The organism is Maribacter algarum (ex Zhang et al. 2020) (genome assembly GCF_005885635.1).
Taxonomy (GTDB): domain Bacteria; phylum Bacteroidota; class Bacteroidia; order Flavobacteriales; family Flavobacteriaceae; genus Maribacter_C; species Maribacter_C algarum.
In genome coordinates, this window is sequence record NZ_VATY01000002.1 from 629448 (window position 1) to 655132 (window position 25685).

The following is a 25685-nucleotide window of genomic DNA, read 5'->3' on the forward strand; positions in this document are numbered from 1 at the left end:
ATACTTCGGGACGCTCGAACTGACGGAATAGTTAACAAAATAATGAGAACAATACCATGAACAAAGAGAACACGGCAATACCCTCCGAATTTCAAATAAACAATCCCATTCATCAAAAACACTATTTGGTTGATGGGGAATTAAAAAAATGGAATGGAGAATCAGCAGACGTATATTCAACAATTTCGTCAACGAAAACATATGCCCCTACATTTTTAGGAAGTGCCCCTGATATGGGCGAACCTGAAGCTTTAAATGCTTTAGAGGCCGCTGTAAAAGCATATGGAAAAGGTCAAGGTACATGGCCTACAATGCGTGTGCGGGATCGTATTGAATGTATGGAGCAGTTTGTGGAAAAGATGAAAACCAAGAGGGAAGAAGTGGTAAAACTCTTGATGTGGGAGATTGGCAAGACTTATCCAGATTCACTAAAAGAGTTCGACCGCACAGTGGATTATATCTATGATACGATTGAGGAATATAAAACCCTAGATCGTGATTCCGCAAAATTTGAAAAGCACGCTGAAGTTATGGCACATATCCGAAGAGGACCTTTGGGCGTTGTACTCTGCTTGGGACCATACAATTACCCTTTAAATGAAACTTTTTGTCTGTTGATTCCCGCCATACTAATGGGCAACACAGCTGTATTCAAGCCCGCAAAGATTGGTGTTTTGTTGATAACACCTTTGTTGGAAGCTTTTCAAGAGAGTTTCCCAAAAGGGGTAGTCAATGTGGTTTTCGGCAGGGGAAGAGCCATTGCCGGACCAATAATGAAAACGGGAAAAGTAGATGTTTTGGCACTCATTGGTCATAGTTCGTCCGCAAATGCTTTGCAAGAGCAGCATCCGAAGAGTAATCGATTACGACTGGTACTAGGACTCGAAGCGAAAAACCCTGGAATTGTTTTACCAGACGCCGATTTAGATTTAACCATCAATGAATGTTTGGCAGGAACCTTATCCTTTAACGGACAACGTTGTACCGCTTTAAAGGTTCTTTACGTACACGATGACATAAAAGACGAATTCAATGGACGTTTTAGTGAGGCGGTAGATAAACTTCCCTTTGGTAATCCATGGGATGAAGGAGTAAAACTGACCCCGCTTCCAGAACCTCAAAAGCCGGAATATATTCAAGAACTCTTAGATGATGCTGTTTCAAAAGGCGCCAGAATATTGAACAAGAAAGGTGGGAAACATTTTGATAATTATATCTGGCCTGCTGTTGTTTATCCAGTTACGAAGGATATGCGGGTGTATGAGGAAGAACAGTTCGGTCCGATTATTCCAATCTTATCATTTGATGATATCGAGCAGCCCTTAGATGATATGGCAGAAAGCAATTACGGACAACAAGTAAGCCTTTTTGGAAAAGATGTTTATGCATTGGCACCTCTAATTGATACTTTGGCGAACTTGGTTTGTCGTGTCAATCTGAATAGTTCTTGTCAACGAGGTCCGGATGTTTATCCGTTTACAGGAAGAAAAGATTCTGCTGTAGCGACCTTAAGTGTTCATGATGCCCTGCGTTCATTCTCCATTCGAACTTTTGTTGCTTCAAAAGATAATGAACTGAATAATGAGATTTTAGAGAAATTACTGGAGACTAGACTATCTAATTTCGTCAGTACGGACTATATTTTGTAGCTAACAGATTAATTGCACTCGTTGAAAAAAGAGGAAAGCTTTGAGTTAGTCTAAATCACTTTTCAAGTTTTTTGATGTTGCAAGCGCAAGAACCCGACCTTGATCTCCAACAGCATTATAAAAGTGATAGACCGTGCCTTTCCATTTTATGACCCAAGGTTTATGGGCATATTTTGAATCATAACTCTCAGAAGGAGCAATTAAGTCAGTCCCTTTCCAATCGGTCCAGTTTATGAGGTCGTACGAACAAGCAAAGCGTTCGAAGGCCCCCGGTTTCCAAAAGGCACCAAAATAAAACATGACATAGATGTCATCTATTTTGGTGATTTGTGCATCTCCGCAAATCCCTTTGTTTTTTGTAAGGACTGGATTTTCACCATAGCGTTTCCAAGAAAGCATATCATCTGAAACGGCCATGCCTATACTTTCAAAGTCACCTTCACCCTTAGCGTTGTAATACATTACATAGTCATGGCCGGTATGAGCAAGTGTATCTTTGATTACCAGACTTTTATAAATGGTCTTATTCTCAAACCAACGTGCGCCATCGTCTTCGGGAGAAAGAACGGGCTTGGTATTTGTATTCCATGGTTGCACTTTCGTCAAATTTGTGGTGTTTGCTAAACCAATTTTTAAAACTCCTGCTTCGTAACCTATCGTATTTCCACCCAAATAGGTCATCCAATAGCGGTCATCGTGTTTTTCCACTTCATAATCGCCACCCCAATCGAAATTGACCAAGGAAACATATCCTGCTTTTTGGTTGGCATCCCAAGTGTCTTTTGTAAATGATAAGACTTTGCCTTTTGATTCCCAATGCAATAAATCTGAACTTTCCGCCAACCAAGTTTCATATCCTTGACCATCAAAAACTATATAGGTCATAAGCCAGCTATCACTATTTCGAAAAATAGTAGGGGAATCTATCAATTTTGTGGTATCTGGATGTTGAAAAACTACGCCATATTTAAAAGGTGTCTTTATCTCTTCATAAATTACTAGCATCGTTTCTTCCGAAACAACTTGCTTGAGAGGCTTCTTTTTTTTATCACATGAAGATGCTGAATATAGAAGCAAAACTGATACTGTAAAGAGTAGGAAGGATTTCATTGCACCAATTCTTTAGTATCCCAATTTCGGACGCCCGCCTTTATAGCCCAAGCCATCCACATACTTTCTAATTCTTGAACTTTATCTGGCAAATCACCAGCTAAATCATTAGTCTCACTTCGGTCTACGTCCATATCATACAATTCCCAGGCGTACTCGGCTTTTTCATTCCATTTTGATACGAGTTTATAGTTTCCGTATCTAACAGCTTTGTTGCCTTCATGTTCCCAAAATATCGCTCGTTTTTCCAAGGACTTATTTTCGAAAGTGGGTTTTAAGGATATCCCTTCCATAGGAATAATACTATTATCATTATATATTTTTGGATATTCCGCATCAGCCACATCAATGCAAGTCGCCATCAGATCGATTAGATGTCCGGGGTCGTTTCTAAACTCGTTTTTCGAAGAAACGCCTTCAGGCCAATGAACAATCAACGGCGTCGCAATACCACCTTCGTGCACCCAATGCTTGTACATTCTAAATGGTGTATTACTAGCATTTGCCCAGGGTTTTCCATAGCCAAGATAGGTGTTTGGACCACCTGGTTCTAAGCCAATACCCGATAGCACTGGTCTTCCATCCCTAGTATATTTTGGCACCATTTCAGTTTGAAATTCGTCTTTTTTCATGGGTTGTATAGTATCTGGGTCAACATCTATATGATTGGGTTCTATGTTTTTCCGAAAACCAAATTCTTCCGCACAACCCCCATTATCTTGTAAAAAGAAAATCAGTGTATTGTCCTTAATTCCCTTGTCGTCAAGACTACTTAGTATTCTTCCAATGCCCTGGTCCATATTATCCACCATTGCAGCATAAACCTCCATTAGAGAGCTATACCATTCTTTTCGTTCTGTCTCTTCCCAGCTTAAAATATCGTCTTTCTTGGCCAATTTCCATTCAGGTTTGATAAGACCTAATTCAAGCATTTTAGCATATTTTTGATCCCTCATTTCATCCCAACCGGTATCGAATTTGCCCTTGTACTTTTCTATATCTTCTGTTTTGGCATGCATTGGCCAGTGTGCAGCCGTATATGGTACATAAAGGAAAAATGGACTATCTGTTTCGTGATTTTCTATATAAGAAACTGCATTATCGGAAATCGCATCTGTATAATAGAAATCTTCGGATGGTGCGATAAATTGGTTGTCACGAGTTAAAGAGTTTGGGTCATAAAAACTTCCAGCTCCATGAATTGTTCCAAAGAATTTATCAAAACCTCTTTGCATCGGCCAATTCTGTTTGGTCGGATTCGTCTCATCGGATTTATACGGAGTCACATGCCATTTTCCTGACATGTAGGTATAGTAACCCGCGTCTTTAAGTACTTCAGCAATGGTTACAACATTCTTACTTAAATCACCATCGTATATATCCGTTCCATGAGTATCCACCATATGACCAATTCCGGCCTGATGCTGATAGACACCAGTAAGCAATGCAGCTCTAGAAGGGCAGCAACGAGCAGTATTGTAAAACTGTGTGTAACGTAATCCGTTTGCAGCAAGCCCATCTAAGAAAGGTGTATTGATAATTCCACCATAACATCCGATATCTGAATAGCCCATGTCGTCTGACATAATCAACACGATATTAGGTCGATTGTTTTTCTTAGCTTGATTGTTGCAGCTAAATAGTATAAGGAAGATGATGAAGTAGTAGTTTTTCATAACCAGAAAGCAAGGCGGATTATTTATTTAGTAAGTTATACAAAAGCCCTTAATAAAAAAGCCTTCGAATCGGGAACTTTTGAGTCCAAATACAGTATGCGTACCCTTCTATTGACTTAAAACTTGGCGGTTCTCAATAGTCATTCGTTCTTTGCTTCATAATCAATAAACATATTTTTCTATGAAGTTTACAAATCTAATTCTCTTGATTGCAGTCTTGCTAGTGACCATCACCGCTGCGCAAGAAAAAACCAAATCCTTCGAATTTAAAAAAGGGGAGGTGCTTGACATTATTCTATTAAATCAGGTTGAAAACTCAAGTGAACTATTTAAGAGGTACAAAGAGACGGCCTTTCCTGTAGCTTTTGAATATAGCTATCAACCACAACCAGGTTTTGGTATTTCAAAATTGACTTTAGGCACGAACAAGGCCCAAGCCTTTTTGTTTGGGAAATGGTCAAGTCTCAAAAAGCGCGTTGGTTTTTTAGAGAACATCTCAAAACGCCTCCCTGATTTCCACCAACAACGACGAGATCTTTTCCCTTATTTCGGATTAACCTATTATGAAATGAAACAAGATTTACAATTCTCAGTAGACACCTCAAAGTTTAATGTAGCAACCGCCTTATGGAGTAATTCCAATAAAAAGGACCGCACTTTTTTCAAGAAATGGGTAGATGCGGTGAAAAAGTCTGGCGGTACTATTATTCTAACTCTTGAAAATGGTACTTCACCTTTAGGCTACTATTATAACGCAGATATATTATGTATTGTGGAATGGCAAAACGAAAATGCCTTCCAAACTTTTACGGAAAAACATCCTTTGTCCTTTTATCAATCCTTACGTAATGTTCATCAATTTGTGATTCAGTAAATTGCGCCCAATGCAGACACTATTAAATCAATTCGTCTATTTTGGTTTCTTTCAAAGCCTCTTATTGCTATTTATATACGGGTTTTCACCTAAGAATAGAAAACGCATCAATGGGTATATGGCCTTTTTTATAGGTGTTGTATCCTTCGGCCTAATTGGTAAAGTGCTGTATACAGCTGGAGTTGGAAATTACAATTTTCGTTTGATTTCTTTATCCGAACTTTCTGCTTTGCTTTTTGGTCCGACCATATTTTTGTTCACCCGTTCTATTGTTAAGCGAAAATCGTTCTCAAAGCAAGACTTGGTACATTATCTACCTGCCTTGGTTTATATAATTTTTGTTACGGTCTATTTTGTGATTCCAGACGATACGGTAATCGTTGAACGGGCCAAAACAGGTGAATTGATGCGGGTCATTTACGCTTGTCATGCTGTAGGTTTGGTAGTGAATATATTCTATTGGATGAAAGGTTGGCAATTGCTCAAAGCTTTTGGGGCAGATGCTCAGAATGAGCTGTCTTACGAACCACAATCGAATTTTCTGAAAAATTTCCTAGTCATCACAGGAATTTGTTTAGCAGTGTGGTTAGGGTTATTGTTAACGAGTTTTTTGGGATTCGATATGCTTGAGCGCAATGCGCGTCCGTACATTTGGTTGCTTTTGGTTTTGATTATATTGTTTATCACGTATTACGGAATGATAGCTCCACAAGTCTTACAGTTATTACCAATGGGCAAACCAGGAGTCAAGAAGTATACTCAGTCAAAATTGAGTGCCTCTGATTTAGACCGTTTGAAAGAGCAGTTGGAAAGTTTAATGCTAGAGAAAAAACCCTATTTAAATAGCAAATTACTTAAAGCGGAATTGGCGGAGATGTTAGGCGTTAATGACCCCGAATTAGCACGTTTACTGAATGAAAATATCGGAATGAACTTTTTTGAATATGTGAACTATTACCGAATTAAGGAATTTGTTGCGCTGGCGAAAACAGAAAAAGCGCAGCAGTTAACTTTTTTTGGTTTAGCTCAAGAAGCAGGTTTTCATTCCAAAACTACATTTAACAAATCATTTAAAAAGCTGATGGGAACTTCGCCTTCGGCCTATTTCAATAAAAATTTATAACATGAAACAAATTATTTTGATTACGACCATTTTTATGGTCATGACCGTGCATGCACAATTGAGACTACCGGCGCAGAGTCCATCATCTAGCATAAAGCAGACTATAGGACTCACGGAAGTAGAAATATTTTATTCCAGACCTAGTGTTCGAGAGCGCACTATTTTCGGAGATTTACTACCCTATAATGAATTTTGGCGCGTAGGTGCTAATGCTGCTACCAAGATTACTTTTTCCAGAGATGTTTTAATCGATGGTAAAGTTTTAAAAAAAGGCAGTTATTCCCTCTTGGCAGTACCTAACGAATCTATTTGGAAACTGAACTGGTATGTACATACTTCAACGGATTGGAATGACTATGTAGAAGCTGACCCCGTTATAGAGTTAAATGTACCTCTAAAGAAAAGGGAGTTAGTTCTTGAAAGCTTGGAGCTCCATTTTCAGGATGTCACTATGGAAAGTGCTACGTTATTATTAGAGTGGGAGAGAAGTCGGTTAGAAATTCCAATTCTAGTAGATGAAAAAGAACAAATCTCAAAGGATATTATTCAAACTTTGGCAGGTCCGGATATCTTTGATTACTACGCTGCAGCCCTGTATTTACATGAAAATCAAACGGAGTTGGTGAGGGCCTTGGAATATATTCAAAAAGTTACACAATCTCCAAAAGCGATGTTTTTTGTTGTGACGCGTGAAGCTTTGATTTTGCAGGATTTAGGCAAAAATGAAGAAGCCAAAAAAATCGCGAAACGTGCTCTGGCCCTTTCACAAAAGGCCAACAACAAAGATTTTATTCGAATAAATCAAAAAATCATCAATCAGTAAACGAAGAGTTTACTACCATTGGCGCCTCGGAATTTAACATTCGAGGCGCTTTCAATTCCAACTTGAATTTGTTATTTTCAGGCACGTTAAAAAGAACAGAAGATATAATAAAAACCAGCTTTTTCAGTTATTTGGTGTAATAGACCAAATCAAACCAAAACCCAACTTAACCTAAAACGTCCCGTGCGAAGATTTAAAATCTTAAGTGGAATATCTGTATTAGTCCTTACCTATATACTGGCTACTGCCTCAAGCTTTACAGAAGCTAAGTCCGAAGTTGTTGTACATACTGGTAGTCCTGAGGAAATACTAGCCGAAAAGAAGAAAGCCGAAATTTATAAAAAGCGCCAACAGGAATTGCGTGATGCGCTTCGTGCCTATTTCAATAAAGCAATCCAAGCTGGCGATATTGTCGGCGCTGGAGTGAGTATTGTACAAGGAGACTCCATTCTGATTTCTGACGGATTTGGAAAACGAAACGTTAATGCAAAAGCAAAGGTCGATGGGGAAACCGTATTTCGATTGGGTTCTTTGTCCAAAGGTTTTGCGAGTGTGTTAGCTGCAGACCTAAAAGCTGAAGGAAAAATATCTTGGAACGATAAAATCACGGACTATATTCCTGAATTCCAGTTTGGGGATCGTGCAAACACCGATAAAATCAAATTAGCTCACATCTTATCACATACTTCCGGAACGCCCTATCACAGTTTCACAAACCTGGTAGAAGCGGGATTATCAATGGAGGCTATCGCTACACGCTTTGATGAAGTAAAGCCAATTAGTAAACCAGGACACCAATATAGTTATCAAAACGCTATGTTTTCGTTGAGTCAGGAAGTAATGAGAAAAGCAACGGGAAAAGATACTAAAACCTTATTACAAGATCGTTTCTTTAGGCCTTTAGGTATGTCAACTGTTTCCATGAGTCATAAAGATTTGACCGAAACAGAAAATGTTGCAATTCCACATTCCAAAAGACGCAGTGGATGGAGAACCTTACCCCTTCGTGATCGCTATTACAATGCTGTTGCCGCTGGAGGCATTAATGCAAGTTCTTTAGATATGGCCAAATGGATGCGATTTTTACTAGGACATAACCCCGAAGTAATGAAAGAAGAGGCCTTACAGGAAGTTTTCAATCCTTTCATTGCTGTGAACAACCATAGAAAATACTATCAGCGATGGCCTGGTCATCTACAATCATCTTATGGATATGGATGGCGCATTCACCAATTTCAGGAGACCGAAGCTAGTGAAGAATACACCATCTGGCACCATGGTGGAAGCGTCAACAACTACAGAAATGAGATTGCGGTCTATCCTGAATCGGATTTAGGTATCTGCGTGCTATTGAATGGCAATTCTAAAATCGCAAGAACGGTGATACCGGATTTGCATGAGATCGTTAAGAAGACCTACAATCAATACCGGTAATTTTTCTACTACAAACTATTCCCTTGGTTTATTCTTTCAAATAGGGATTGTTGGTAATTTGTTTCCGCAGTAAAATCCCTCTATATTTAGACTCTTACTAGATATAAAAGCATACTTCATGGTTAAAATCGCTTATATCGGGGCTGGTAGTTTACAATTCGGACCTATTATCGTACAAGATATTTTGATGAGCACAACATTGTGTCAAAATGGTTTGGAAATTCATTTGATGGATATTGAAAAAAACCATTTAAAGCATGTGGTCAAACATGGGGAGTATGTGAATGAGAAGCTGAACCGCCAGGCCAAAATTATTGCAACTACAGATAGGGATGAAGCCATTAAAGGTGCTGATTTCGTCATTTGCGCCCTCGAGAAAGACCGTAATGTCTATTGGGCGCAAGATTTTCATATCCCAAGAAAATACGGATTTAAGCAAGTATATGGAGAGAATGGAGGAGTAGGTTCTCTTTTTCACGCCCTGCGCAATATCAAGGTTATTATGGATTTAGCAAGGGCAATGGAAACCCTATGTCCCAAAGCATTGCTTTTGAATTTCTCCAATCCTGAACATAAAATTTGTGAAGCAGTAACACGCTTAACTTCTATCAAAGCTGTAGGCCTATGTCACGGCGTTTTTATGGGCAGGGAGCAATTGTCAGAATTGTTGGATGTCCCATTAAATGACTTGCAAACCAAAGCCTGTGGTATCAATCACTTTACTTGGTTTCAAGAAATCGCACAAAAATCCACTGGAGAAGACCTGTACCCAAAATTACGAGAGGTGGAGAAAAAAGGGGACTGGTTAGCTAAATGGCATGAATTGGCCTTGGGTAGAATTCTGTTCCGTCGCTTTGGGCAATGGCCTTCACCGGCTTCAAATCACTACGGAGAATATATCCGTTGGGCGGAAGAGTTTGTGATTCCGCAATTGCAGTTTTTCTATGACCCTACAGAGGGGCATCCTTGGGAAAATAATCAAATTCCTGAGGGCGTGTATACTGTTGATCGTGTGGATTATGAACGGGAATGGATAAAGGATTGGAGCAAGAAGTTATTGCCGGTGGGAAGCACTGAGGAAATACAATTGGAAAATGAAGATGGAAGTTTTAAAAGTTCCGGTGAAATAGCGACACAAATTATGGAATCGGTTGTCAGTAATGAAAAGCAGTGGCTTGAAGCAGTGAATGTGCCGAACAAAGGTGCTATTCCGAATTTACCAGATGATTTGGTAGTGGAACTTCCGGCCTATTGTGATGCTGAAGGAATTCAACCGATATCGATGGAACCTATTCCAGAAGGCATTGCAGCGACAATTCGCTTGCATGCCAGTATTCACCAACTCTTGGTAGAAGCCTATAACGAACAATCCAAGGACAAACTATTGCAGGCCATTTTGATTGAACCTACGGTAAACTCCTATCGAAACGCTGTAGATATGTGCAATGAAATGCTGACCTTACAAAAAGAGGTGCTGCCTCTGCTTAACTAAATGCAAATAAACCAACCACTTCAAAAACTACAGGCCTATGGGACTTGAATTCCTAGATTGGGTCGTCATCATAGCTTATCTGATCTTATCAATAGGCATCGCTTTTTTTGTCGCGAAACATAAATCAAAGAACATTACCGACTTTTTCGTCGCTGGGCGCAATTTACCCTGGTGGCTTTTGGGCACTTCGATTGCGGCCACTTGGTTCGCTACTGATGCTCCGTTAGCCGTCACCGCACTAGTACGTAGTAAAGGTATTTATGGCAATTGGCTCTGGTGGTACTTAGGAACGGGCATTATGATGATGGTCTTTTTCTATGCGAAATATTGGCGGAGGGCCGAAATACTGACCGACGCCGAAATGATTGAATTACGGTATAGTGGTAAATCGGCTTCGGTACTTCGAGGCTTTACAGCTGCTTTCTTCGGCATTTTCAAAAACTGTATTTCCATGGGATGGGTGATTCTAGCCATGCTCAAATTTTCGAATATCATGTTAGGATGGAGCGCTGAATTTGCTCTCGGAATAACCTTAGCTTTTGCACTTGTACATACCTTAACTTCAGGAATCAAAGGCGTAGTAATCTTAGATATGTTACATTTTTCTGCTGGAACTATTAGTACCATGATACTTGCTATTTTAGTTATGGTTCAGATTGGTGGACCATCTGAACTAGCCAACCAAATTGCTGCTAGAGCTGATGCGCCAGCAGGTGTGTTGGATATGCTTCCAGATTTATCTCATATTGGTGCTACTGAAATGATAGCTTTTGTTTGTCTTATCGGAGTCCTATGGCTGGGGCAGGCACAGGGTGATGGGTATATTGTGCAACGTCTGTTTTCTGCAAAAAACGAAAAGCATGCGATTAAGGCTTCATTGTGGTTTGCAGTTGCGGGAGTAGTTATTTTAACCTGGCCATGGATTGTGGTCGGACTTGGTTCCATAGTTATTCTACCTATTTCTGAAGCAACCCCGGCCTTGTTGGCAGACCCTGAGTTGGCTTATCCGATGATGATTCATGAGGTATTGCCAATAGGTTTGAAGGGACTCTTAGTAGCGGCCTTTATGGCGGCCTTTATGAGCACAATCGATACTCATTTGTGCTGGGGAGGTTCGTATATGGTCAATGATATTTACAAACGTTTTATCAATACGAAAGGGACTGATAGCCACTATTTATTGATTTCTCGCGTGAGCATTGCGCTGTTATTAGTGCTATCAGCATTTGCCGCCTGGCAGATGGATAGCATCGCAGGAGCATGGATCTACATCATTGAAATAATTTCTGGTATCGCGATCATAGTAATGCTTCGTTGGTTTTGGTGGCGTATCAATGCATGGTCAGAAATTGCAAGTATGCTATCAGCTTTGTTCTTGGCTAATGGTTTTCTATGGATTAAATGGATTCATAACTTCGGATGGGTCAATGATACCGTTTTGGCACAAGTGAATAGTTGGTACCAGGATGATGTTGCATTAATACGCGCAACAATAATTCTATTGCTGTGTACTGCCATAAGTCTGATAGTAACCTTCGCTACAAAACCCGTGGATAATGAAAAACTGGTTTCGTTTTATAAAAAAGTCCGCCCGAAAGGTTGGTGGGGACCCATAGCAGCCCAAGTTCCTGAATATGTTGATACGAGTAGTTTGCGAAATTCTTGGCTGGGCTTTGTTTTTGGGGTCATCTTTTTGAATAGCATTTTGTTTAGCGTAGGTCATTTAATATTAGGGAGTTACACTATTTCATTGATATTGATAGTTGTAGGTGTAATAACAGGTTGGTTGACGCTGAAATTAGTGGAAACAGCAAAAACACAAGAGGTCTCATGAACATCAATTATTTCTCGGATACAGAGACGATGAGTCAAAAGGCTGCGGAGAATGTACTTGAAGAAATTCGACAGAATCCGAAGTCATTGCTTTGTACTGCTACGGGAAGCTCACCAAAAAAACTCTACCAAAATTTAGCGCAACATGCTAAATTGTTCGAAAAGACACGTATCATTCCTTTAGATGAATGGATTGGTTTGTCTACTCCTGAAGGTTCTTGTCATGCCTATATCGAAGAATATGTTTTGAATCCACTACAAATTCCTGTAGCACATTATTTCGGATTTAATGCGGATGCATTACATCTAGAACAGGAATGTAATCGAATTCAAGAACTGTTGAAAAGAGAAGGTCCTATTGATATATGTATCCTAGGTCTGGGAAAGAATGGACATTTAGGTTTTAATGAGCCAGCTGAGGAATTACAAGCGCATTGCCATATCGCTAACTTGGCGGCACAATCGCAGGAACACAACATGATTGGGAGTAGCTCTTTAAAACCAACAAAAGGACTGACATTAGGAATGCAAGATATTCTAGCTGCAAAAAAAATAATACTGTTGGTTTCTGGTGAGGGTAAAGAACTAGCCAAAGAGCAATTGCTTTCAGGTACGATTACGACTGATTGTCCCGCGACATGGCTTTGGAAGCATGATAACACTGAATGCCTAATACTAAATTAAGGTTGGACGTTATCATTTTTCCAAAGGTCAGTTTATGAATTAGTCCGTATTAAGAACTCCTGGAAGCACATATTCCTCCATGATTTTGTCAACATTGGCGTGCGCTATCGGAGAACCATAAGCCGAAGCAGTAATGACCACAACAAACGGAATGTCTTTGAAAACAAAAATCTTGTTTCCACCATTTCCACTACAATAGGAGACTTCATATTCAGTGTTATCAATAGTATAGGTTTTGTTCCAAAATAAATAACCGTAATGTCCATTAGACTGTTTAACTTGTTTGGCCAAACTTTTTTCAACCCATTCTTTATTCAAAAGTCGTTTGCCATTCCAAACCCCTTTATTTTTATACAGTTGCCCGTATTTTGCGAAATCAACCGCCCTGAGCTGAATGCCACCAGCAGTATTGCCCACTTTTTGAGGGGTATATTGCCAGCGATAATTAGTAATACCTAAGGGTTTAATTATTTTTTTATCTGCGTAATCTACTAAGCCACCTGGGACGGATTTATGGATAATATCGCCTAAAACAACTATGCCAGCGGTAAAATATGAAAAGTCTTTCCCCATGGTTTTTTCCTTGTCCATGGGTAGGTCTAATGCAAATTTGACCCAATCATTTGTTGGATACATATTTTCTTCATTTCCCGGATTGCTGTAATCATCATCATTGCCAACAAAGCCAGAACTCATGCTTAACAAAGATTTGAGGGTTACCGCATCTTTTTCGGGACTGTAATTATCGAAGGTTTTTAAATCGTAAAAACCCTTTAGAATTGCCTCTTCACTTGAAATATGTTTTTCTTCTATCGCAACGCCTAGCATAGTGGAGGCAATGGTTTTACCCACAGATCGAGGATTATGCAAGCTATCACGGCCTGCTCCGTTAAAATATTCTTCCAATAGAAGTTGCCCTTCTTTTATAACCACGATACTATTGATATTTTCAAATCGTCCCTGCGCTATTTTTTTATTAAGTGCCTCTATTTTTTTGACATCGATTTTTTCATCTGAGATTTCCCAACCACTATTGGGGAGTACTTTCTGTAACGGCAGTAGACTTGGGTCCACAACAATTTTAGGTACTTCTACGTTGATATTTCCTTTGGCTAAGAGCTTCCCTATTTTTAAATCATTCCCTTGAACATAAGACCTAACCTCAATACTTAAGACATGTTCCCCTTCATCAAGTGCATCTTGCCCGCCGCCCAATTTGATAAATTTCATCCATAGAAACCATCCCCAATAGTCTAGTTGATTCGGGGCGACTAAACGAACGTTGTGCTGAAGTTGTTCTGTTTTAGAAGGTGCTAATCCAGCACCAGTGTTTAGATTCTCTACATAAACGGTTTTACCATCCACCAGAAACGAAAATTGAAAATTCCCTGCCGCTAATAATTCGGCTTCATTTAAACCGGGCGCGAGTGTTTGAAGGCTTTTTACGAGTGGCTCTTCTAGAGTAAATTGTACACTGAGATAGGGGTCCTCGTTTAGCGTAAAACTATCTGAAAAGCCCAGTTCATTGATGGTTTTCTTGGTAAAATCTTCTTTTGAAAAGCGTAAAGGATTTGCTTCCGCTATCGCAGAGTTTTTTGATGTTTGCGAATTACTGTTTTTACACGATGCTATGGCAAAGGTTAAAAGGACAACTAATTGAAATAATTTCATTTGAAAAGATTTGATTGATTTTGTGCAAGGTAGTATTCCTTTTTCGCGCAGAATTGTATAAAATTAACTTTTAGGAAATTCGTTTTAAGAATTTTGAGGGAGTGATACCATATGTTGATTTAAAACTATTTATAAAATGACTCTGGTCGTAAAACCCACAAGTATAGCAGATTTCAGTTAGGGAATGCTTCTTTGTGGTCATCAATAAAATAGCCTTGTTTAGTTTCAAGTGCCGTATGTATTGCCCAAAGGTTGTTCCGAAATATTTATGGAATTCCCTTGAAAGATGTACTGAGTGTATCCCAAGTATTTGACTTAATTCGGTTAGTGAATAATCCGTGTTGGTTTCTAAAAGAAGTGCATTTAAATTGCCGACCCACTTAGGTTTTTTTACAGCTGGAGTAATATTCTCTTGCTTTATGTTGTTCATAACTTCAATAAGCAATAGGTCAATACTTGTATGACTATGGGGGTCCGCTATTCGGCTTTCCAAAAAGATATTGTTCATCAGCTTTTTCAAGAGAGGATTTTTCAGCTGTAAGCTCCCTTCTAACTGAGTTGTAGACAAATCATGCTTTTCAAACCAACTTGAGTTCAATTCTACATGAAAACCTCGCGTGTACTCAGGTGCTTTTATATTTTGGTGGGCGTCTTGCCAATTATGAAATAGAAGTGTACCTGGTTCTAAGTAGTACTCTTCCTTTTTATTGGCCTCGTATAATTTACCTTGTAGTAGATACGTGAAATATGGATTCGCATGATAATGCCAATCTACGCGTTCATGTGTATATTCTGTATCTGTGATGAGGATATCTTCAAAATTGGACTTTTTATAATGCTGCCCGAAAAATTCCCCTTTCTTGAGTTCGTTCATGTTTTTGCTGCCTACTTAATTAGAGTTGCATTTTGAGAATAGGTTACACTGATTTGACTAAAAATGAAGAATGTTTTAATTTCCTGAAAAGGATGTTCCGAAAATGTGAAGGCTACCTTTTGCTTAAATTTAGGAATAGGACGATGAAAACAAGAACGACAAACCCTATTTTTTTCTTTTTTGACGCAAGTAGAGTTAACTTACAGAGGAAATAACAAAATAACACTAATGCTGAACAATTCTGAAAACAAAGTAGCTCTAATTACCGGGGCGGCATCAGGACTAGGCTTTGCAATAGCTCAAAAGTTGACCGAAAGCGGTGTAAAATTAGCTTTACTGGATATCGACAATGAACAACTTTCAAAAGTAAAATCTCTTTTGCATGGTGAAAATGAAGTTTATCCGGCCGATGTAACAGCAGAGCAGGAGGTCAAATCGGTTATTGAAGCCGTACAAAATAGATTCGGAACGATTCATATTTTAATCAATAGCGCCGGTATCGTAGGAAAAACCAATATTAAAAGTCATGATGCAGCAACGGAAAACATTAAAAAGGTCATGGACGTCAACTTTATGGGAAGCTTTTTGACCAGCAAATATTGTTTACCGCTCATGTTAGAACAAGACTACGGTCGCATTTTACATATTGCCTCCATCGCCGGCAAAGAAGGCAATGCGGGTATGCTTGCCTATTCAGCATCTAAAGCGGCTGTCATTGCCATGGCCAAAGTGCAAGGAAAGGAATATGCAGAAACGGGAATTACCATCAATGCATTAGCACCAGCTGTTATTAAAACAGCGATGGTAGAACAAATGCCAAATGAGCAAGTAAAATATATGACCGATAAAATTCCAAAGAAACGCTGTGGTACATTGGACGAATTTGCTAGTATGGCTGCTTTTATAGTTTCTGATGAAAACAGTTTCTCAACCGGATTTACCTTTGATTTATCGGGAGGAAGGGCAACATATTAAGAGAAATCCCCAATATGAATAAAAAGAAAATTGATATAGAAGAAATTACCATTGGGGTAGTGGGTCTGGGCTTGATGGGCTGCAGCATTAGTACATGTCTGTTGATGGCTGGCCATAGGGTAATTGCAGTTGCGCCAATCCCTGATGATTTAGTGCATGCTGAAGATAGGATAAAAGAACATTTGAGAAAATCAAAGGAAGAACACTTAATTGATGTAAAGCCATCGACCTATTTCAACGATTGTAGTATTACAGAAGATTATAGCCTGCTCAAAGACTGTTATTTGGTCATTGAATGTACCCTAGAGAATCTTGAGATTAAAAAATCGGTGTATCAAAAGATAGAAGCTGTAATTGATGATTCTTGTCTACTGGCTAGTAATACGTCAGCGATTCCTATTACCATTTTGCAAGAGCAAACGGCGCTTCCCAGTCGTTTTTTTGGATTGCATTGGGCAGAGCCTTCCCATATTTCACGCTTTTTGGAAATCATCTGTGGGGAGCAAAGTGATGTGCAATTAGGTGAATCACTATATGAATTGTCCCATCATTGGGGAAAAGAACCCACATTGGTACGGAAAGATATCAGGGGCTTTATTACCAACCGCTTGATGTATGCAATGTATCGGGAAGCCTTTAATTTAGTCGAAAACGGCTATGCCACTGTAGAAGACGTGGACAGGGCCTGTCGCAATAATGCTGGTCACTGGATGACTCTGGTAGGTGTTTTCCGTTGGATGGACCTTACCGGAGTACAAGCCTATCATACTGTAATGAAAGATTTGTTTCCGACACTTACGAATTCCACTGAAGTCCCAAAACTGATTGATGATATTGTCAAAGAAGGAGGGAAGGGCATTTCAAACGCCAAAGGATTTTACAACTACACCCCTGAAGAAGCTACATTATGGGAGGAAACTTTTATGGAGTTCAGTTATGAGATACGAAAATTGGCTGCTAAATACCCCGAAGATGTTGTGGAGAAAAAAATGAAGGCAAAATCAAAAGAGTAGTAGCACTATCTTGTTTCCAAAAAATTCTACTTATCGACCAATTTCATCTATCTCATTAATCGGCATATTTTTCTTCCAGGTTTTTTCAAAATATTTATAGAGTAGATAACAGGTTAAAACTCCAAATGGAAGCATTATGAGGCCCAACACGGTTTCATTTACCGTATCTATAGATCCTGGAGCGACAATTTCGGAAAGAATTCCTATGATAATACCAAAAAAAATGGTGCCGCCGTAATAAGAAATAATTCCTAAAATGGCATAGCCCCATTGACTTTTATCGTATTCCTCTGCCAATTTGTAAAAATACTTGCCTATCCAGTACAATAATAGTAATCCTAACATAGTTTTAGTCGGTTTGTTCAGTGCTGCTTTCTTCTTAAATGATTTCGAAGAAATACATACTAGACAACTCAAAATTGCTTAATAAATTGTTCGTTTTTGATAATTCGAAGGGATTTTTTCTTCTTTCCAATTATCGATATCCTTTGGTATAAACCGTACGATTGGTTGATGACAAGCCATCGAATAATCCTTCTCTGGTCGTCTCGATGATTAATGTGGCTTCCCAAGGAGTTCTGCTTGCTGGTTCTAACCATAGGGTTTGAGTGACTTTACTGGATAACCATTCGCCGGTTTTGGAATCTTGAAATGGATACAAGGAGTTAATGATCAGTCTGTTGTCCTTCCAATTACTTTTTGAAACTATGGGTTTCATGGTACGACCCATTTGTATGTTGTTTTCCGACTTTGAACCATCTAGAGCAAAACGATACCGGACCAATTGTTGAATTTCCCTGGGGATGAATACCACGCGTTCCAGTTCCAATTGATTGGGCGTATGTTGAATCGATATTTGATCGCCCCATCCACTTCCGAGTGTTGGTATTGGAGTTTCATCGGTCCGATTGATTACTGAAACACGATGTAGCACAGCAGTGGACCAAGCACCCGAAAAATCAGGATTTGCCATCGCCGCACTTCGTGGCCCAAGGGTTGTTCTATCTGTTCGTGTATACGTTTGAACAGCCTTACCGGAATTCATAGGTGGGGCTACATATGGATCTGCAGCATTGGCACTTGCACTCACTCTTGGATGTTTGATAAATGTCGCTTCATACTCCTTTACGATACTATCCATGATACCAATAACTCCAGGATAATAATCCTTTACATCGATTTCTTCCCTAGGATCAACTCGTAAATCAAATAAACGAACTAAGTTATCTGGCTCTGAATCTGGCATTTCGGTTTTGTAGACGTACCATAGTTTCCAATCACGCCATTTAACGGCCATGATTTGCCCAAAACGTTGCGTGAATATGGCACTTTCCCGGTTGGAATGGTTTTGTTTTCCTTCTAAAAATGGTAATTGATTGACTCCATCAATATTACGGTCCTTGGGCACGTTTTCCGGCGCACCTGCGGCATTGAGAATGGTTGTAAATAAATCCACTTCATGCACCATTTCATTTGAAACTTGTCCGGCTTTTATTCTATCGGGCCATCGTATCACGGCTGGAGTTCGAATACCCCCTTCCATGGCAGAATTGTAGTAGCCGCGCCAAGGGCCTGGTGAACCTCTCCACGGACGCCGCATCTCAGCGCCATTATCGGTACACCATATTACCAAGGTGTTGTCTTCGATACCCGAAGCTTTTAATTGGTCCAAAATCAATCCCACATTGTAATCGACATCGGCCATGGAATCACCCATATCTCCCGCACCTGTAGTACCTGCCTTATCAGGGTGGGGCAGTGCTGGAAAATGCAATTGGGTCATCGCATAATACAAAAAGAAAGGTGTTTCGTTCTCTGCATTGTTTTTAATAAACGCGACTCCTTTTTCAGCAGCTTGGCGGTCAAGGGTGCGCCTGGTTTCTGGGTTAAAGGGTTTTACTTTTTTAGATGGAGAACCTGTCGTTCCTTCCCAAATATATGGTGCAGGTTGTAAACTTGGGTCAAAGCCTTCCATCGTAGGAAACTGAGAGACATGTGTGGTACCCGGTATACCATACCACTCATCAAAACCCTGCTGGGTCGGCTCACGTTTACCATGCCAATTTTTGGCGCCCAAATCCCATTTGCCAAAAAGTGCTGTGTTATATCCTATGGATTTTAATCTTTCGGCAATGGTTTCTTCCCATAGTGTAGTTCCTGAATAATAGTCTTCGCCGGCTCGAACTGCATATCTTCCCGTCAGGATAGCAATACGGGAAGGCGTACATGAATATTCTACGTTAAAGTTGGTCAACCGTATACCTTCGGCACCTATTCTATCAATATTCGGTGTAGGCACGCCACGTGCACCACCGTAGGCGGCAACTTCACCAACCCCCAAGTTGTCTGGAAAAATTAAGATGACATTCGGTTTTTTTTGCGCAAAACTAAAACTTGTAGCAAGAAGAAAGAGTACCAAAGTAAAAGTCGGTTTAATTGTATGTAGTATTCTCATTAGTAAGAGGATGCATTTAAGATATCACAAGTAAGTTACTAAAAAGAGGGGTACAATTTTTTAATCAAGCGCGAAATGATTGTGGTCAATTTTCTACAAATCACGAATGAGGTTGACGAAAAACTGATCTATTGCGAAAATAACACCCATGACTATAACCACTAGCACGGTTCTTCTAAGAATTTGCCATTTATCTCGTACGCTACTTGATTCCAGAGAAGTAAATGATTTAAAGGCTTTAACCACTTTTTCTTTATTAAAATATAGGATATAAATCAGCATTAAAAAATAAATAAACGCATTCACTACGGCATCTTTTACGTCTAAAAAAATGATGTCAAAGACGATAATGTTTACTAGTATTGGGAATAGAATCGTTACGCCCAACAGTTTGGTTCTATTCCATAGTAGCAACCAAGCCCCGATAATTTGAGATAGTCCGACAAATAGAATGTATGAAAAAGAATATCCCATAAACGACCAAGCCAAATCATAAGCACTTGCTTGCTCAATAGTCGTTTTAGCAACCTCTAGCGGTAATTCACCTTTTCGGTAAAATTGCCCACCCATTATTTTTCCGATGCCATAAAAATTTAGAAAAACAAAAACATACCATCTGCAGACAATTTCAAATACCCTATTCCAATCGAATTTATTCATTATTGAAAAGTAAAATTTTCTGATTGGACGACAATTCTGTATATCAGGTTACACTTTTCAACTGCACTTTCTGTTCGGGTCAATTTATTTGTTTTCCTGAATTTTCTTCAGCATTTCCGTGGCATTGTTATTTTCAGGATTGAGCTTCAGGGATTTATTGTAATTTTCAACCGCCAAGTCCATTTGCCCCATTTTCATACAAGCCTCTGCATAACTGTCGTATACATTAAAACTATTGGGATAGAGCATCATGTTTACTTTCAAAATATCATGTGCTATCTTCATTTTATCATTGCCTAAAAATCGATATCCTAGCCCATTCAGATTATTTTCATTAACGGTAGGGTCTTTATCATCTTCCTTCAATAGTGCTTGATAGGCTTCTAGGGCTTGATTAAAATTACCTTCTACTAGTAATTCAATCGGCATTTTTATATCATCATCCATTCTAGCGAATGTTGAAAGTACAGTTCCATTATTGGCGTCACGGATTAAAAGGTCCATTTTACTTTCGGAATTTGGTTTAAACTGAAAGAGTCGTTCGCTATCCCTTCTAACATAAGTACTATCTGAAATTTGGACTATTTCGGTTGGTTCTTCGCCTAGTTCTTTGCCAAGGAGTTGATTATTTTCTTGATATACCTCTATCAATCTATTACCACCAATGCGGTACCTGCCACTAACTTCATCTGTAGCGGATATACCATCTTCTAATTTCTTATATACTGGCACATAATCATCCCATTTATAGGCAAGAGCCACAGAACGAATCAGTTCTGAGATAAAGGGTGGGTGATTGGAATTGGTTAAAACAATCACGCCATAACCTTTGTCCTTGTGTGCTAACATCTCGCTAGAAAAGCCCTCATTCCATCCGCCATGTTCAAAGTATATTTCATCTTTCTTTTTATTAATAAAAATTCCTAGTCCAATGAATTCTTCTATAAATGGGGTTAGCATTTCTGAGGTCATATCTTCGGATAGCCCTTTTACACTCTGACCTTTCAGCGTTTCTTGAATGTTGATGACAAACTTCGCAAGACCCTCAGCATTTGTCCATAAACCCGCCGGAGCCATTTCAGGATAAGTATGCCTTTTACCTTTGGTCATCGTTCCATCTGGTAGATAACCCGTTGCAGCAAAAGCTAATTGTTCACTTGTTAGCGGCTGATTATAGGTGCTGTTGTCCATTCCTAGGGGTTGTAACACTAGGTCGTTCATGAGCTCTGGGAAGGTTTTACCCTCCACATCTATCATCATTTGCTGTACGATATTATAGCCGCCGCCAGAGTATCGAAAACTTTCTTCAGGCACTTTATCTACTATACTAGGTCCGGAGTTAGCGGGAGGTGTTCCGTTTAAAACTTGAACCAGGGTTGGTACTGGTAAATCAGGACTATAGCCTAAAAACCCATGGACTGTTACTCCTGCCGTATGACTGAGAAGATTTTTTATGGTAACCTTCTTTTCTTCGGTAAATTCATTGTCCGGCAATTTCCAGGATTCCAAATAGGTATTAATGTCTTCTTCCAAAGCCACCTTTTTTTGTTCAACAAGCGTCAATGCTCCATAAGCAGTTACAGGCTTGCTAATTGAGGCAGCTTGAAAAAGTGTTTTTTCTGTAACAGGTAATTTACTCTCTCTATCCATTACACCATAAGCTTTCGTCCATTCAATTTTACCATTATGGATTATGGCGATACTCACACCAGGAACGCCATAATGTTCCATACGTTCTTCAATGGACCAGGTTGAATCGCCTTCGATGTATATCGGAGTTGTAAGACCTGTTTCTACCTTTTTAATCATATCGGCCGTGGCATCGACCTTAGGAGCTTCTGTACATGATTGAATAAGGATTATGACTAATAGCGTAAAAAGATAATTTTTCATTGTAGTGATTTTTTGATTGATGATTGCACTTATTCGCCAGCTGGCGCCTTTATAAAGATACGCAGACCATTGAATATAACCCACAGGTTCGTATTAAATGTGGTTTTGTAAAAATGATGAAAGTTATTATTAGACTTCTACTTCCTATAATCCAAGGCGGGTTTTCTGTCTCCTAGCAAAGCTTCATATTTAAAATCGGCACCTCTTCTTTCATTGAACTCGGCTTTAATGGCATCCAATAGTTTTGGGGATTTGTAAATGTCAATAGCAGTCAAGGCCATCGTCTTTGCTGCTACTAACATTCCTTTGGAACCTATAGATGTACCGCCGGCGGCTACCGCTTGCCAACTGTGAGGTGGAGTTCCCGGAACCCAGGTAGAAGCTCGTACTGCTGCCAAAGGTGCATTCCAACTCACATCGCCTGTGTCAGCGGAGGCTTTCCCATAGGTGAATTTCATATCCTGCACGATGTTTGCACTTTCAAGCGGTTTCATCACTTTCAAGGTCTTTTGGATCTCTTGTGCAAATTTTAGTTCTTCGGAATCATAATTCACGCCGCCCACTAGAGTCATGTTGCCGTGCATTAAGGTGGCTAGGGCTTCGTTGGGCAATCGGTCATAGGTGCCTCCGATAATCTCATAGCTCATAGTCGTTTCTGTACCAATGGCTGCACCTTCGGCTGCTTTGACGACTCGATTCCAAACTGCTTTGACTTCGTCTCTATTGGCATGACGGACAATATAATATACCTCCGCTTCCGCGGGAACAATATTTGGGGCATCGCCACCTTTGGTAATAGCATAATGTATGCGTGTAGATTCGGTGGTATGTTCTCTCAACATATTTACGAGGTCATTCATACCTTCAACGCCATCGAGTGCGGAACGGCCCAACTCCGGTGCTGCAGCAGCATGTGATGAATTTCCCTTAAATCGAAACTTTCCCGATATGGTTGCCAAGTTCGTACCGGGGTTGGAGGTATTGGAATCACCAGGATGCCAAGAAACAATCGCATCAATATCATCAAAGAGTCCGGCACGCACCATATATACTTTACCAGAACCTCCTTCTTCGGCCGGAGTGCCATAAAATCGAATCGTTCCTGATTTTCCATAACTTTTTAGCCAATCTTTTACTGCTATAGCTGCGGCCATAGACCCTGTTCCGAAGAGGTGGTGACCGCAAGCTTGACCTGGAGCTCCTGCAACTCTTGCCTTTTGATTAGGCTCTGCCGATTGTGACATTCCCGGTAAGGCATCATATTCTCCTAATATTCCAAGTACAGGACTTCCAGAACCATAAGTAGCGGTAAAGGCCGTTGGTATTCCGGCTACTCCTTTCTCAATAGTAAAGCCTTCTTTTTTCAATTCGTTTTGCAAAATGGCAGCACTTTTTTCTTCTAGGTATCCCAATTCAGGATTCTCCCAAAGCTCTTGGGCGATAGCGGAATATTGCCCGGTTTTGGCATCGATGCCACTGATTACTTTTTGCTTGTCTTTTTGGGCAAAGAACAGCCCAGTGTTCAACGCTAACAATAGCGTAAATAGCAGTTGCTTTTTCATATTTGATATATGGGTTGGTTATTTATACGTATTAATACATGGTATTTCCATTGGCAGATTCTTTGGGAATGAGTTGCATGGCATCCCAGTGCTCTACTATTTTTCCGTTTTCATCAAATCTGAAAAAGTCCATCGTTACGTATTCTTCGTCCCCAGGCCATTTTTGATGGGTGTGGAGTGCTACCAAGTTATCTTCTGCAATAGCTCGAACGAATTCAATGCTTTTATCTTGATATTCCTTTGACATTCTTTCGAAGTACGCTATGAATGGTTCAGGTCCATCACCAACTAACGGATTATGTTGAATGTACTCAGCACCAACATAAAGCTCTACGGCTTTTCGAGGATTACCGTCATATGCCATTTTGTAGAACTCGATGGCGTTCTTTTTATTCTCTTCTAAATTCTGACTCATTTTTCTTCTAATTTTCCAATATATATTTTTCTTTAAGGATAGCCATATGATGCCTTTCATGACCAATAATCGATTTAAGAAAGTCCTCGAGGGTAATCTCATGAGTTCTTGCCATGCCTTTGATGTTTAGCTGTTTATCGGACAATGTATCGATGAAACTTATGGATGCTTTTCTGACATTCGAAAAGTCGGCAATTAATTGTTCCGTACTCAAGGCATTAAACTTGGCATTTCTTACTAATGAATTCTGATCATAACCCCATAGTTCAACAGTTTCCTTCCTGCTAAGACGAAAAGCCCGAAACATCTTTATCTTTTCATGGTCCGTTATATGACCAATGACTTCTTTGATAGTCCATTTATTTGGAGCATAACGGTAGTTTCCTTTTTTCTCATCAATTGAATGCAGCAGGGTAAAGGTCGAAGAAGAAGCAGAAAAAAGGGCGTCTAAACTAGCGTCATTAGCCAAACTGTAATAGTAAGGAAATCCGTCCTCAGGTTTGTATTCCATAATTCTTAAATCTTATCCTGTTTGATATCAACCATAATTAGCCTAACTAATGCTCGACTGAACCAAAGGTTTGAATCCCCCATAAACCATACGCGCGGCGTCAAAGACCATTCTAGAGGGATTGGTCAAGGGAGCAATTAAATCGGTCATTCTTGGGTCGTTGACAACACGTTCATTTGCCAAGTCCCGCATCTCCTTGGAATCAAACACCACCCAACCAAATACAACGACTTCGTCTTCTTTTGCATCTACGACTTCACTGAAAGAACGTGTACCTTCCAATTTTAAATCCTCACCCACATATTCGAAGTAGGCGAGAGCACCATGTTCCTTCCAAATTTCCGCTACGGTTTCAGCCACTTTTCTATATTCGTCAAGGTTATTTTTAGGAATGGGAAGAACGAATCCGTCTATGTAGTCTGCCATATTTTTAAATTTAAATGAAACTGATTTTCTGCAATTAATTACTAAAAAATTGGATACAATACCATGCTGTTTTTATTGATTAATCACCCACTGGGATTACCGCAATTAAATCAACTTCCAGTTGGGCGGTGGCTTCGTATAATCTACTTACCTGTACCCAAGTAGCTGCTGGATAATCGCCTTTATAAAACTCTTTTCTCGCCTCATTGTATTTTTTCATTGCTTCTATGTCCGTCGTATAGAGGGTTTCTTTCACCACGTCTTTCGCGCTTGCTCCAAATGAATTCAAACATTCTTCCAAAGTGTTATATAATCTGGTTATGCCATCAGGACTTAAATCGTCTGAGGGTACACCTGAGATATAGATGGTATTGCCAGCCTTAACAACTTGTGCATATCCCGCATTCTTATTCTGTTTATCGGGATTGTCCCAGTGCCATTTTTCTTTGGCAATTACAATCTTTTCAGATTCGCTTTTCATTTCCCGTTTTGAGTCGGTATCGTTTTTACAACTATGATTTGCCAATAACAT

Annotated in this window: 23 protein-coding genes; 10 read left to right on the forward strand and 13 right to left on the reverse strand. The window is 39.6% G+C overall.

Features of this window, described 5'->3' with window-relative positions; genetic code table 11:
- Positions 1-56 precede the first annotated feature (56 nt).
- Complete coding sequence (locus tag FEE95_RS11625; protein WP_138658114.1) at positions 57-1649, forward strand: NADP-dependent glyceraldehyde-3-phosphate dehydrogenase; 1593 nt, start codon at positions 57-59, stop codon at positions 1647-1649.
- Between the two features lie 45 nt (positions 1650-1694).
- On the opposite strand, the gene FEE95_RS11630 is transcribed toward FEE95_RS11625, so the two are convergent.
- The gene (locus FEE95_RS11630; protein ID WP_138658115.1) at positions 1695-2759 is read right to left on the reverse strand and encodes a glycoside hydrolase family protein; all 1065 of its coding nucleotides are present in this window, start codon (positions 2757-2759) and stop codon (positions 1695-1697) included.
- Entirely contained in the window at positions 2756-4435 is a 1680-nt protein-coding gene (locus FEE95_RS11635) for an arylsulfatase (RefSeq protein WP_138658116.1), read from the reverse strand. Before FEE95_RS11635 ends, FEE95_RS11630 begins: the two co-directional genes overlap by 4 nt.
- Before the next feature lie 181 nt (positions 4436-4616).
- Between FEE95_RS11635 and FEE95_RS11640 the strand changes: the two genes are divergently transcribed.
- The 7 genes from FEE95_RS11640 (at position 4617) to FEE95_RS11670 (ending at position 12698) form a co-directional block, all read left to right on the forward strand.
- Positions 4617-5309 carry a hypothetical protein gene (locus FEE95_RS11640; RefSeq protein ID WP_138658117.1) on the forward strand — a complete coding sequence of 231 codons (693 nt, stop codon included), beginning with the start codon at positions 4617-4619 and terminating at the stop codon, positions 5307-5309.
- A 10-nt stretch (positions 5310-5319) separates the two neighbouring features.
- Positions 5320-6432 (forward strand): helix-turn-helix domain-containing protein, encoded by a 1113-nt coding sequence (locus FEE95_RS11645; RefSeq protein WP_138658118.1) that lies wholly within the window; start codon positions 5320-5322, stop codon positions 6430-6432.
- Between the two features lies 1 nt (position 6433).
- Positions 6434-7255 carry a DUF2911 domain-containing protein gene (locus FEE95_RS11650; protein WP_138658119.1) on the forward strand — a complete coding sequence of 274 codons (822 nt, stop codon included), beginning with the start codon at positions 6434-6436 and terminating at the stop codon, positions 7253-7255.
- A gap of 183 nt (positions 7256-7438) precedes the next feature.
- The gene (locus FEE95_RS11655) at positions 7439-8689 is read left to right on the forward strand and encodes a serine hydrolase domain-containing protein (protein WP_138658120.1); all 1251 of its coding nucleotides are present in this window, start codon (positions 7439-7441) and stop codon (positions 8687-8689) included.
- Between the two features lie 118 nt (positions 8690-8807).
- On the forward strand, positions 8808-10181 hold the full coding sequence (locus FEE95_RS11660) for a family 4 glycosyl hydrolase (protein WP_138658121.1): 1374 nt from the start codon (positions 8808-8810) through the stop codon (positions 10179-10181).
- A gap of 37 nt (positions 10182-10218) precedes the next feature.
- Complete coding sequence (locus tag FEE95_RS11665) at positions 10219-12015, forward strand: sodium:solute symporter family protein (protein WP_138658122.1); 1797 nt, start codon at positions 10219-10221, stop codon at positions 12013-12015.
- Positions 12012-12698, forward strand: a complete 687-nt coding sequence (locus FEE95_RS11670) for a galactosamine-6-phosphate isomerase (protein WP_138658123.1) — start codon at positions 12012-12014, stop codon at positions 12696-12698. Before FEE95_RS11665 ends, FEE95_RS11670 begins: the two co-directional genes overlap by 4 nt.
- A gap of 39 nt (positions 12699-12737) precedes the next feature.
- Here the strand turns inward: FEE95_RS11670 and FEE95_RS11675 are convergent, their stop codons facing one another.
- Positions 12738-14369 carry a serine hydrolase domain-containing protein gene (locus tag FEE95_RS11675; RefSeq protein ID WP_138658124.1) on the reverse strand — a complete coding sequence of 544 codons (1632 nt, stop codon included), beginning with the start codon at positions 14367-14369 and terminating at the stop codon, positions 12738-12740.
- Between the two features lie 70 nt (positions 14370-14439).
- On the reverse strand, positions 14440-15243 hold the full coding sequence (locus FEE95_RS11680) for a helix-turn-helix domain-containing protein (RefSeq protein ID WP_138658125.1): 804 nt from the start codon (positions 15241-15243) through the stop codon (positions 14440-14442).
- Between the two features lie 228 nt (positions 15244-15471).
- On the opposite strand from FEE95_RS11680, the gene FEE95_RS11685 reads away from it, so the two are divergent.
- Both FEE95_RS11685 and FEE95_RS11690 read left to right on the forward strand, forming a co-directional pair.
- The gene (locus FEE95_RS11685) at positions 15472-16218 is read left to right on the forward strand and encodes an SDR family NAD(P)-dependent oxidoreductase (RefSeq protein ID WP_138658126.1); all 747 of its coding nucleotides are present in this window, start codon (positions 15472-15474) and stop codon (positions 16216-16218) included.
- 14 nt (positions 16219-16232) lie between these two features.
- Positions 16233-17231 (forward strand): 3-hydroxyacyl-CoA dehydrogenase family protein, encoded by a 999-nt coding sequence (locus FEE95_RS11690; protein WP_138658127.1) that lies wholly within the window; start codon positions 16233-16235, stop codon positions 17229-17231.
- Between the two features lie 30 nt (positions 17232-17261).
- Here the strand turns inward: FEE95_RS11690 and FEE95_RS11695 are convergent, their stop codons facing one another.
- From FEE95_RS11695 to FEE95_RS11735, 9 genes are all read right to left on the reverse strand, one after another.
- Positions 17262-17576 (reverse strand): hypothetical protein, encoded by a 315-nt coding sequence (locus FEE95_RS11695; protein ID WP_138658128.1) that lies wholly within the window; start codon positions 17574-17576, stop codon positions 17262-17264.
- Between the two features lie 130 nt (positions 17577-17706).
- Positions 17707-19686, reverse strand: coding sequence for a sulfatase-like hydrolase/transferase (locus tag FEE95_RS11700; RefSeq protein WP_138658129.1), 1980 nt, complete (start codon positions 19684-19686; stop codon positions 17707-17709).
- Positions 19687-19779: 93 nt separating this feature from the next.
- Positions 19780-20346 carry a hypothetical protein gene (locus FEE95_RS11705; protein ID WP_138658130.1) on the reverse strand — a complete coding sequence of 189 codons (567 nt, stop codon included), beginning with the start codon at positions 20344-20346 and terminating at the stop codon, positions 19780-19782.
- Between the two features lie 84 nt (positions 20347-20430).
- A complete protein-coding gene (locus FEE95_RS11710; RefSeq protein ID WP_138658131.1) occupies positions 20431-22239 on the reverse strand; it encodes a serine hydrolase in 1809 nt (602 codons plus the stop codon).
- A gap of 137 nt (positions 22240-22376) precedes the next feature.
- The gene (locus FEE95_RS11715; RefSeq protein WP_138658132.1) at positions 22377-23801 is read right to left on the reverse strand and encodes an amidohydrolase; all 1425 of its coding nucleotides are present in this window, start codon (positions 23799-23801) and stop codon (positions 22377-22379) included.
- Positions 23802-23832: 31 nt separating this feature from the next.
- On the reverse strand, positions 23833-24216 hold the full coding sequence (locus tag FEE95_RS11720; protein ID WP_138658133.1) for a nuclear transport factor 2 family protein: 384 nt from the start codon (positions 24214-24216) through the stop codon (positions 23833-23835).
- Positions 24217-24223: 7 nt separating this feature from the next.
- On the reverse strand, positions 24224-24727 hold the full coding sequence (locus FEE95_RS11725) for a DinB family protein (protein ID WP_138658134.1): 504 nt from the start codon (positions 24725-24727) through the stop codon (positions 24224-24226).
- Between the two features lie 42 nt (positions 24728-24769).
- Entirely contained in the window at positions 24770-25153 is a 384-nt protein-coding gene (locus FEE95_RS11730) for a DUF1428 domain-containing protein (protein ID WP_138658135.1), read from the reverse strand.
- Between the two features lie 79 nt (positions 25154-25232).
- On the reverse strand, positions 25233-25634 hold the full coding sequence (locus FEE95_RS11735) for a RidA family protein (RefSeq protein ID WP_238474564.1): 402 nt from the start codon (positions 25632-25634) through the stop codon (positions 25233-25235).
- Positions 25635-25685 lie beyond the last annotated feature (51 nt).

Coding starts and splice junctions, on each gene's coding strand:
- FEE95_RS11720 (WP_138658133.1), bottom strand. CDS start 24,216: ATGAGTCAGAATTTAGAAGAGAATAAAAAGAACGCCATCGAGTTCTAC.
- FEE95_RS11730 (WP_138658135.1), bottom strand. CDS start 25,153: ATGGCAGACTACATAGACGGATTCGTTCTTCCCATTCCTAAAAATAAC.
- FEE95_RS11660 (WP_138658121.1), top strand. CDS start 8,808: ATGGTTAAAATCGCTTATATCGGGGCTGGTAGTTTACAATTCGGACCT.
- FEE95_RS11700 (WP_138658129.1), bottom strand. CDS start 19,686: ATGAGAATACTACATACAATTAAACCGACTTTTACTTTGGTACTCTTT.
- FEE95_RS11650 (WP_138658119.1), top strand. CDS start 6,434: ATGAAACAAATTATTTTGATTACGACCATTTTTATGGTCATGACCGTG.
- FEE95_RS11635 (WP_138658116.1), bottom strand. CDS start 4,435: ATGAAAAACTACTACTTCATCATCTTCCTTATACTATTTAGCTGCAAC.
- FEE95_RS11630 (WP_138658115.1), bottom strand. CDS start 2,759: ATGAAATCCTTCCTACTCTTTACAGTATCAGTTTTGCTTCTATATTCA.
- FEE95_RS11625 (WP_138658114.1), top strand. CDS start 57: ATGAACAAAGAGAACACGGCAATACCCTCCGAATTTCAAATAAACAAT.
- FEE95_RS11710 (WP_138658131.1), bottom strand. CDS start 22,239: ATGAAAAATTATCTTTTTACGCTATTAGTCATAATCCTTATTCAATCA.
- FEE95_RS11670 (WP_138658123.1), top strand. CDS start 12,012: ATGAACATCAATTATTTCTCGGATACAGAGACGATGAGTCAAAAGGCT.
- FEE95_RS11705 (WP_138658130.1), bottom strand. CDS start 20,346: ATGAATAAATTCGATTGGAATAGGGTATTTGAAATTGTCTGCAGATGG.
- FEE95_RS11680 (WP_138658125.1), bottom strand. CDS start 15,243: ATGAACGAACTCAAGAAAGGGGAATTTTTCGGGCAGCATTATAAAAAG.
- FEE95_RS11725 (WP_138658134.1), bottom strand. CDS start 24,727: ATGGAATACAAACCTGAGGACGGATTTCCTTACTATTACAGTTTGGCT.
- FEE95_RS11735 (WP_238474564.1), bottom strand. CDS start 25,634: ATGAAAAGCGAATCTGAAAAGATTGTAATTGCCAAAGAAAAATGGCAC.
- FEE95_RS11640 (WP_138658117.1), top strand. CDS start 4,617: ATGAAGTTTACAAATCTAATTCTCTTGATTGCAGTCTTGCTAGTGACC.
- FEE95_RS11690 (WP_138658127.1), top strand. CDS start 16,233: ATGAATAAAAAGAAAATTGATATAGAAGAAATTACCATTGGGGTAGTG.
- FEE95_RS11645 (WP_138658118.1), top strand. CDS start 5,320: ATGCAGACACTATTAAATCAATTCGTCTATTTTGGTTTCTTTCAAAGC.
- FEE95_RS11665 (WP_138658122.1), top strand. CDS start 10,219: ATGGGACTTGAATTCCTAGATTGGGTCGTCATCATAGCTTATCTGATC.
- FEE95_RS11715 (WP_138658132.1), bottom strand. CDS start 23,801: ATGAAAAAGCAACTGCTATTTACGCTATTGTTAGCGTTGAACACTGGG.
- FEE95_RS11695 (WP_138658128.1), bottom strand. CDS start 17,576: ATGTTAGGATTACTATTATTGTACTGGATAGGCAAGTATTTTTACAAA.
- FEE95_RS11685 (WP_138658126.1), top strand. CDS start 15,472: ATGCTGAACAATTCTGAAAACAAAGTAGCTCTAATTACCGGGGCGGCA.
- FEE95_RS11675 (WP_138658124.1), bottom strand. CDS start 14,369: ATGAAATTATTTCAATTAGTTGTCCTTTTAACCTTTGCCATAGCATCG.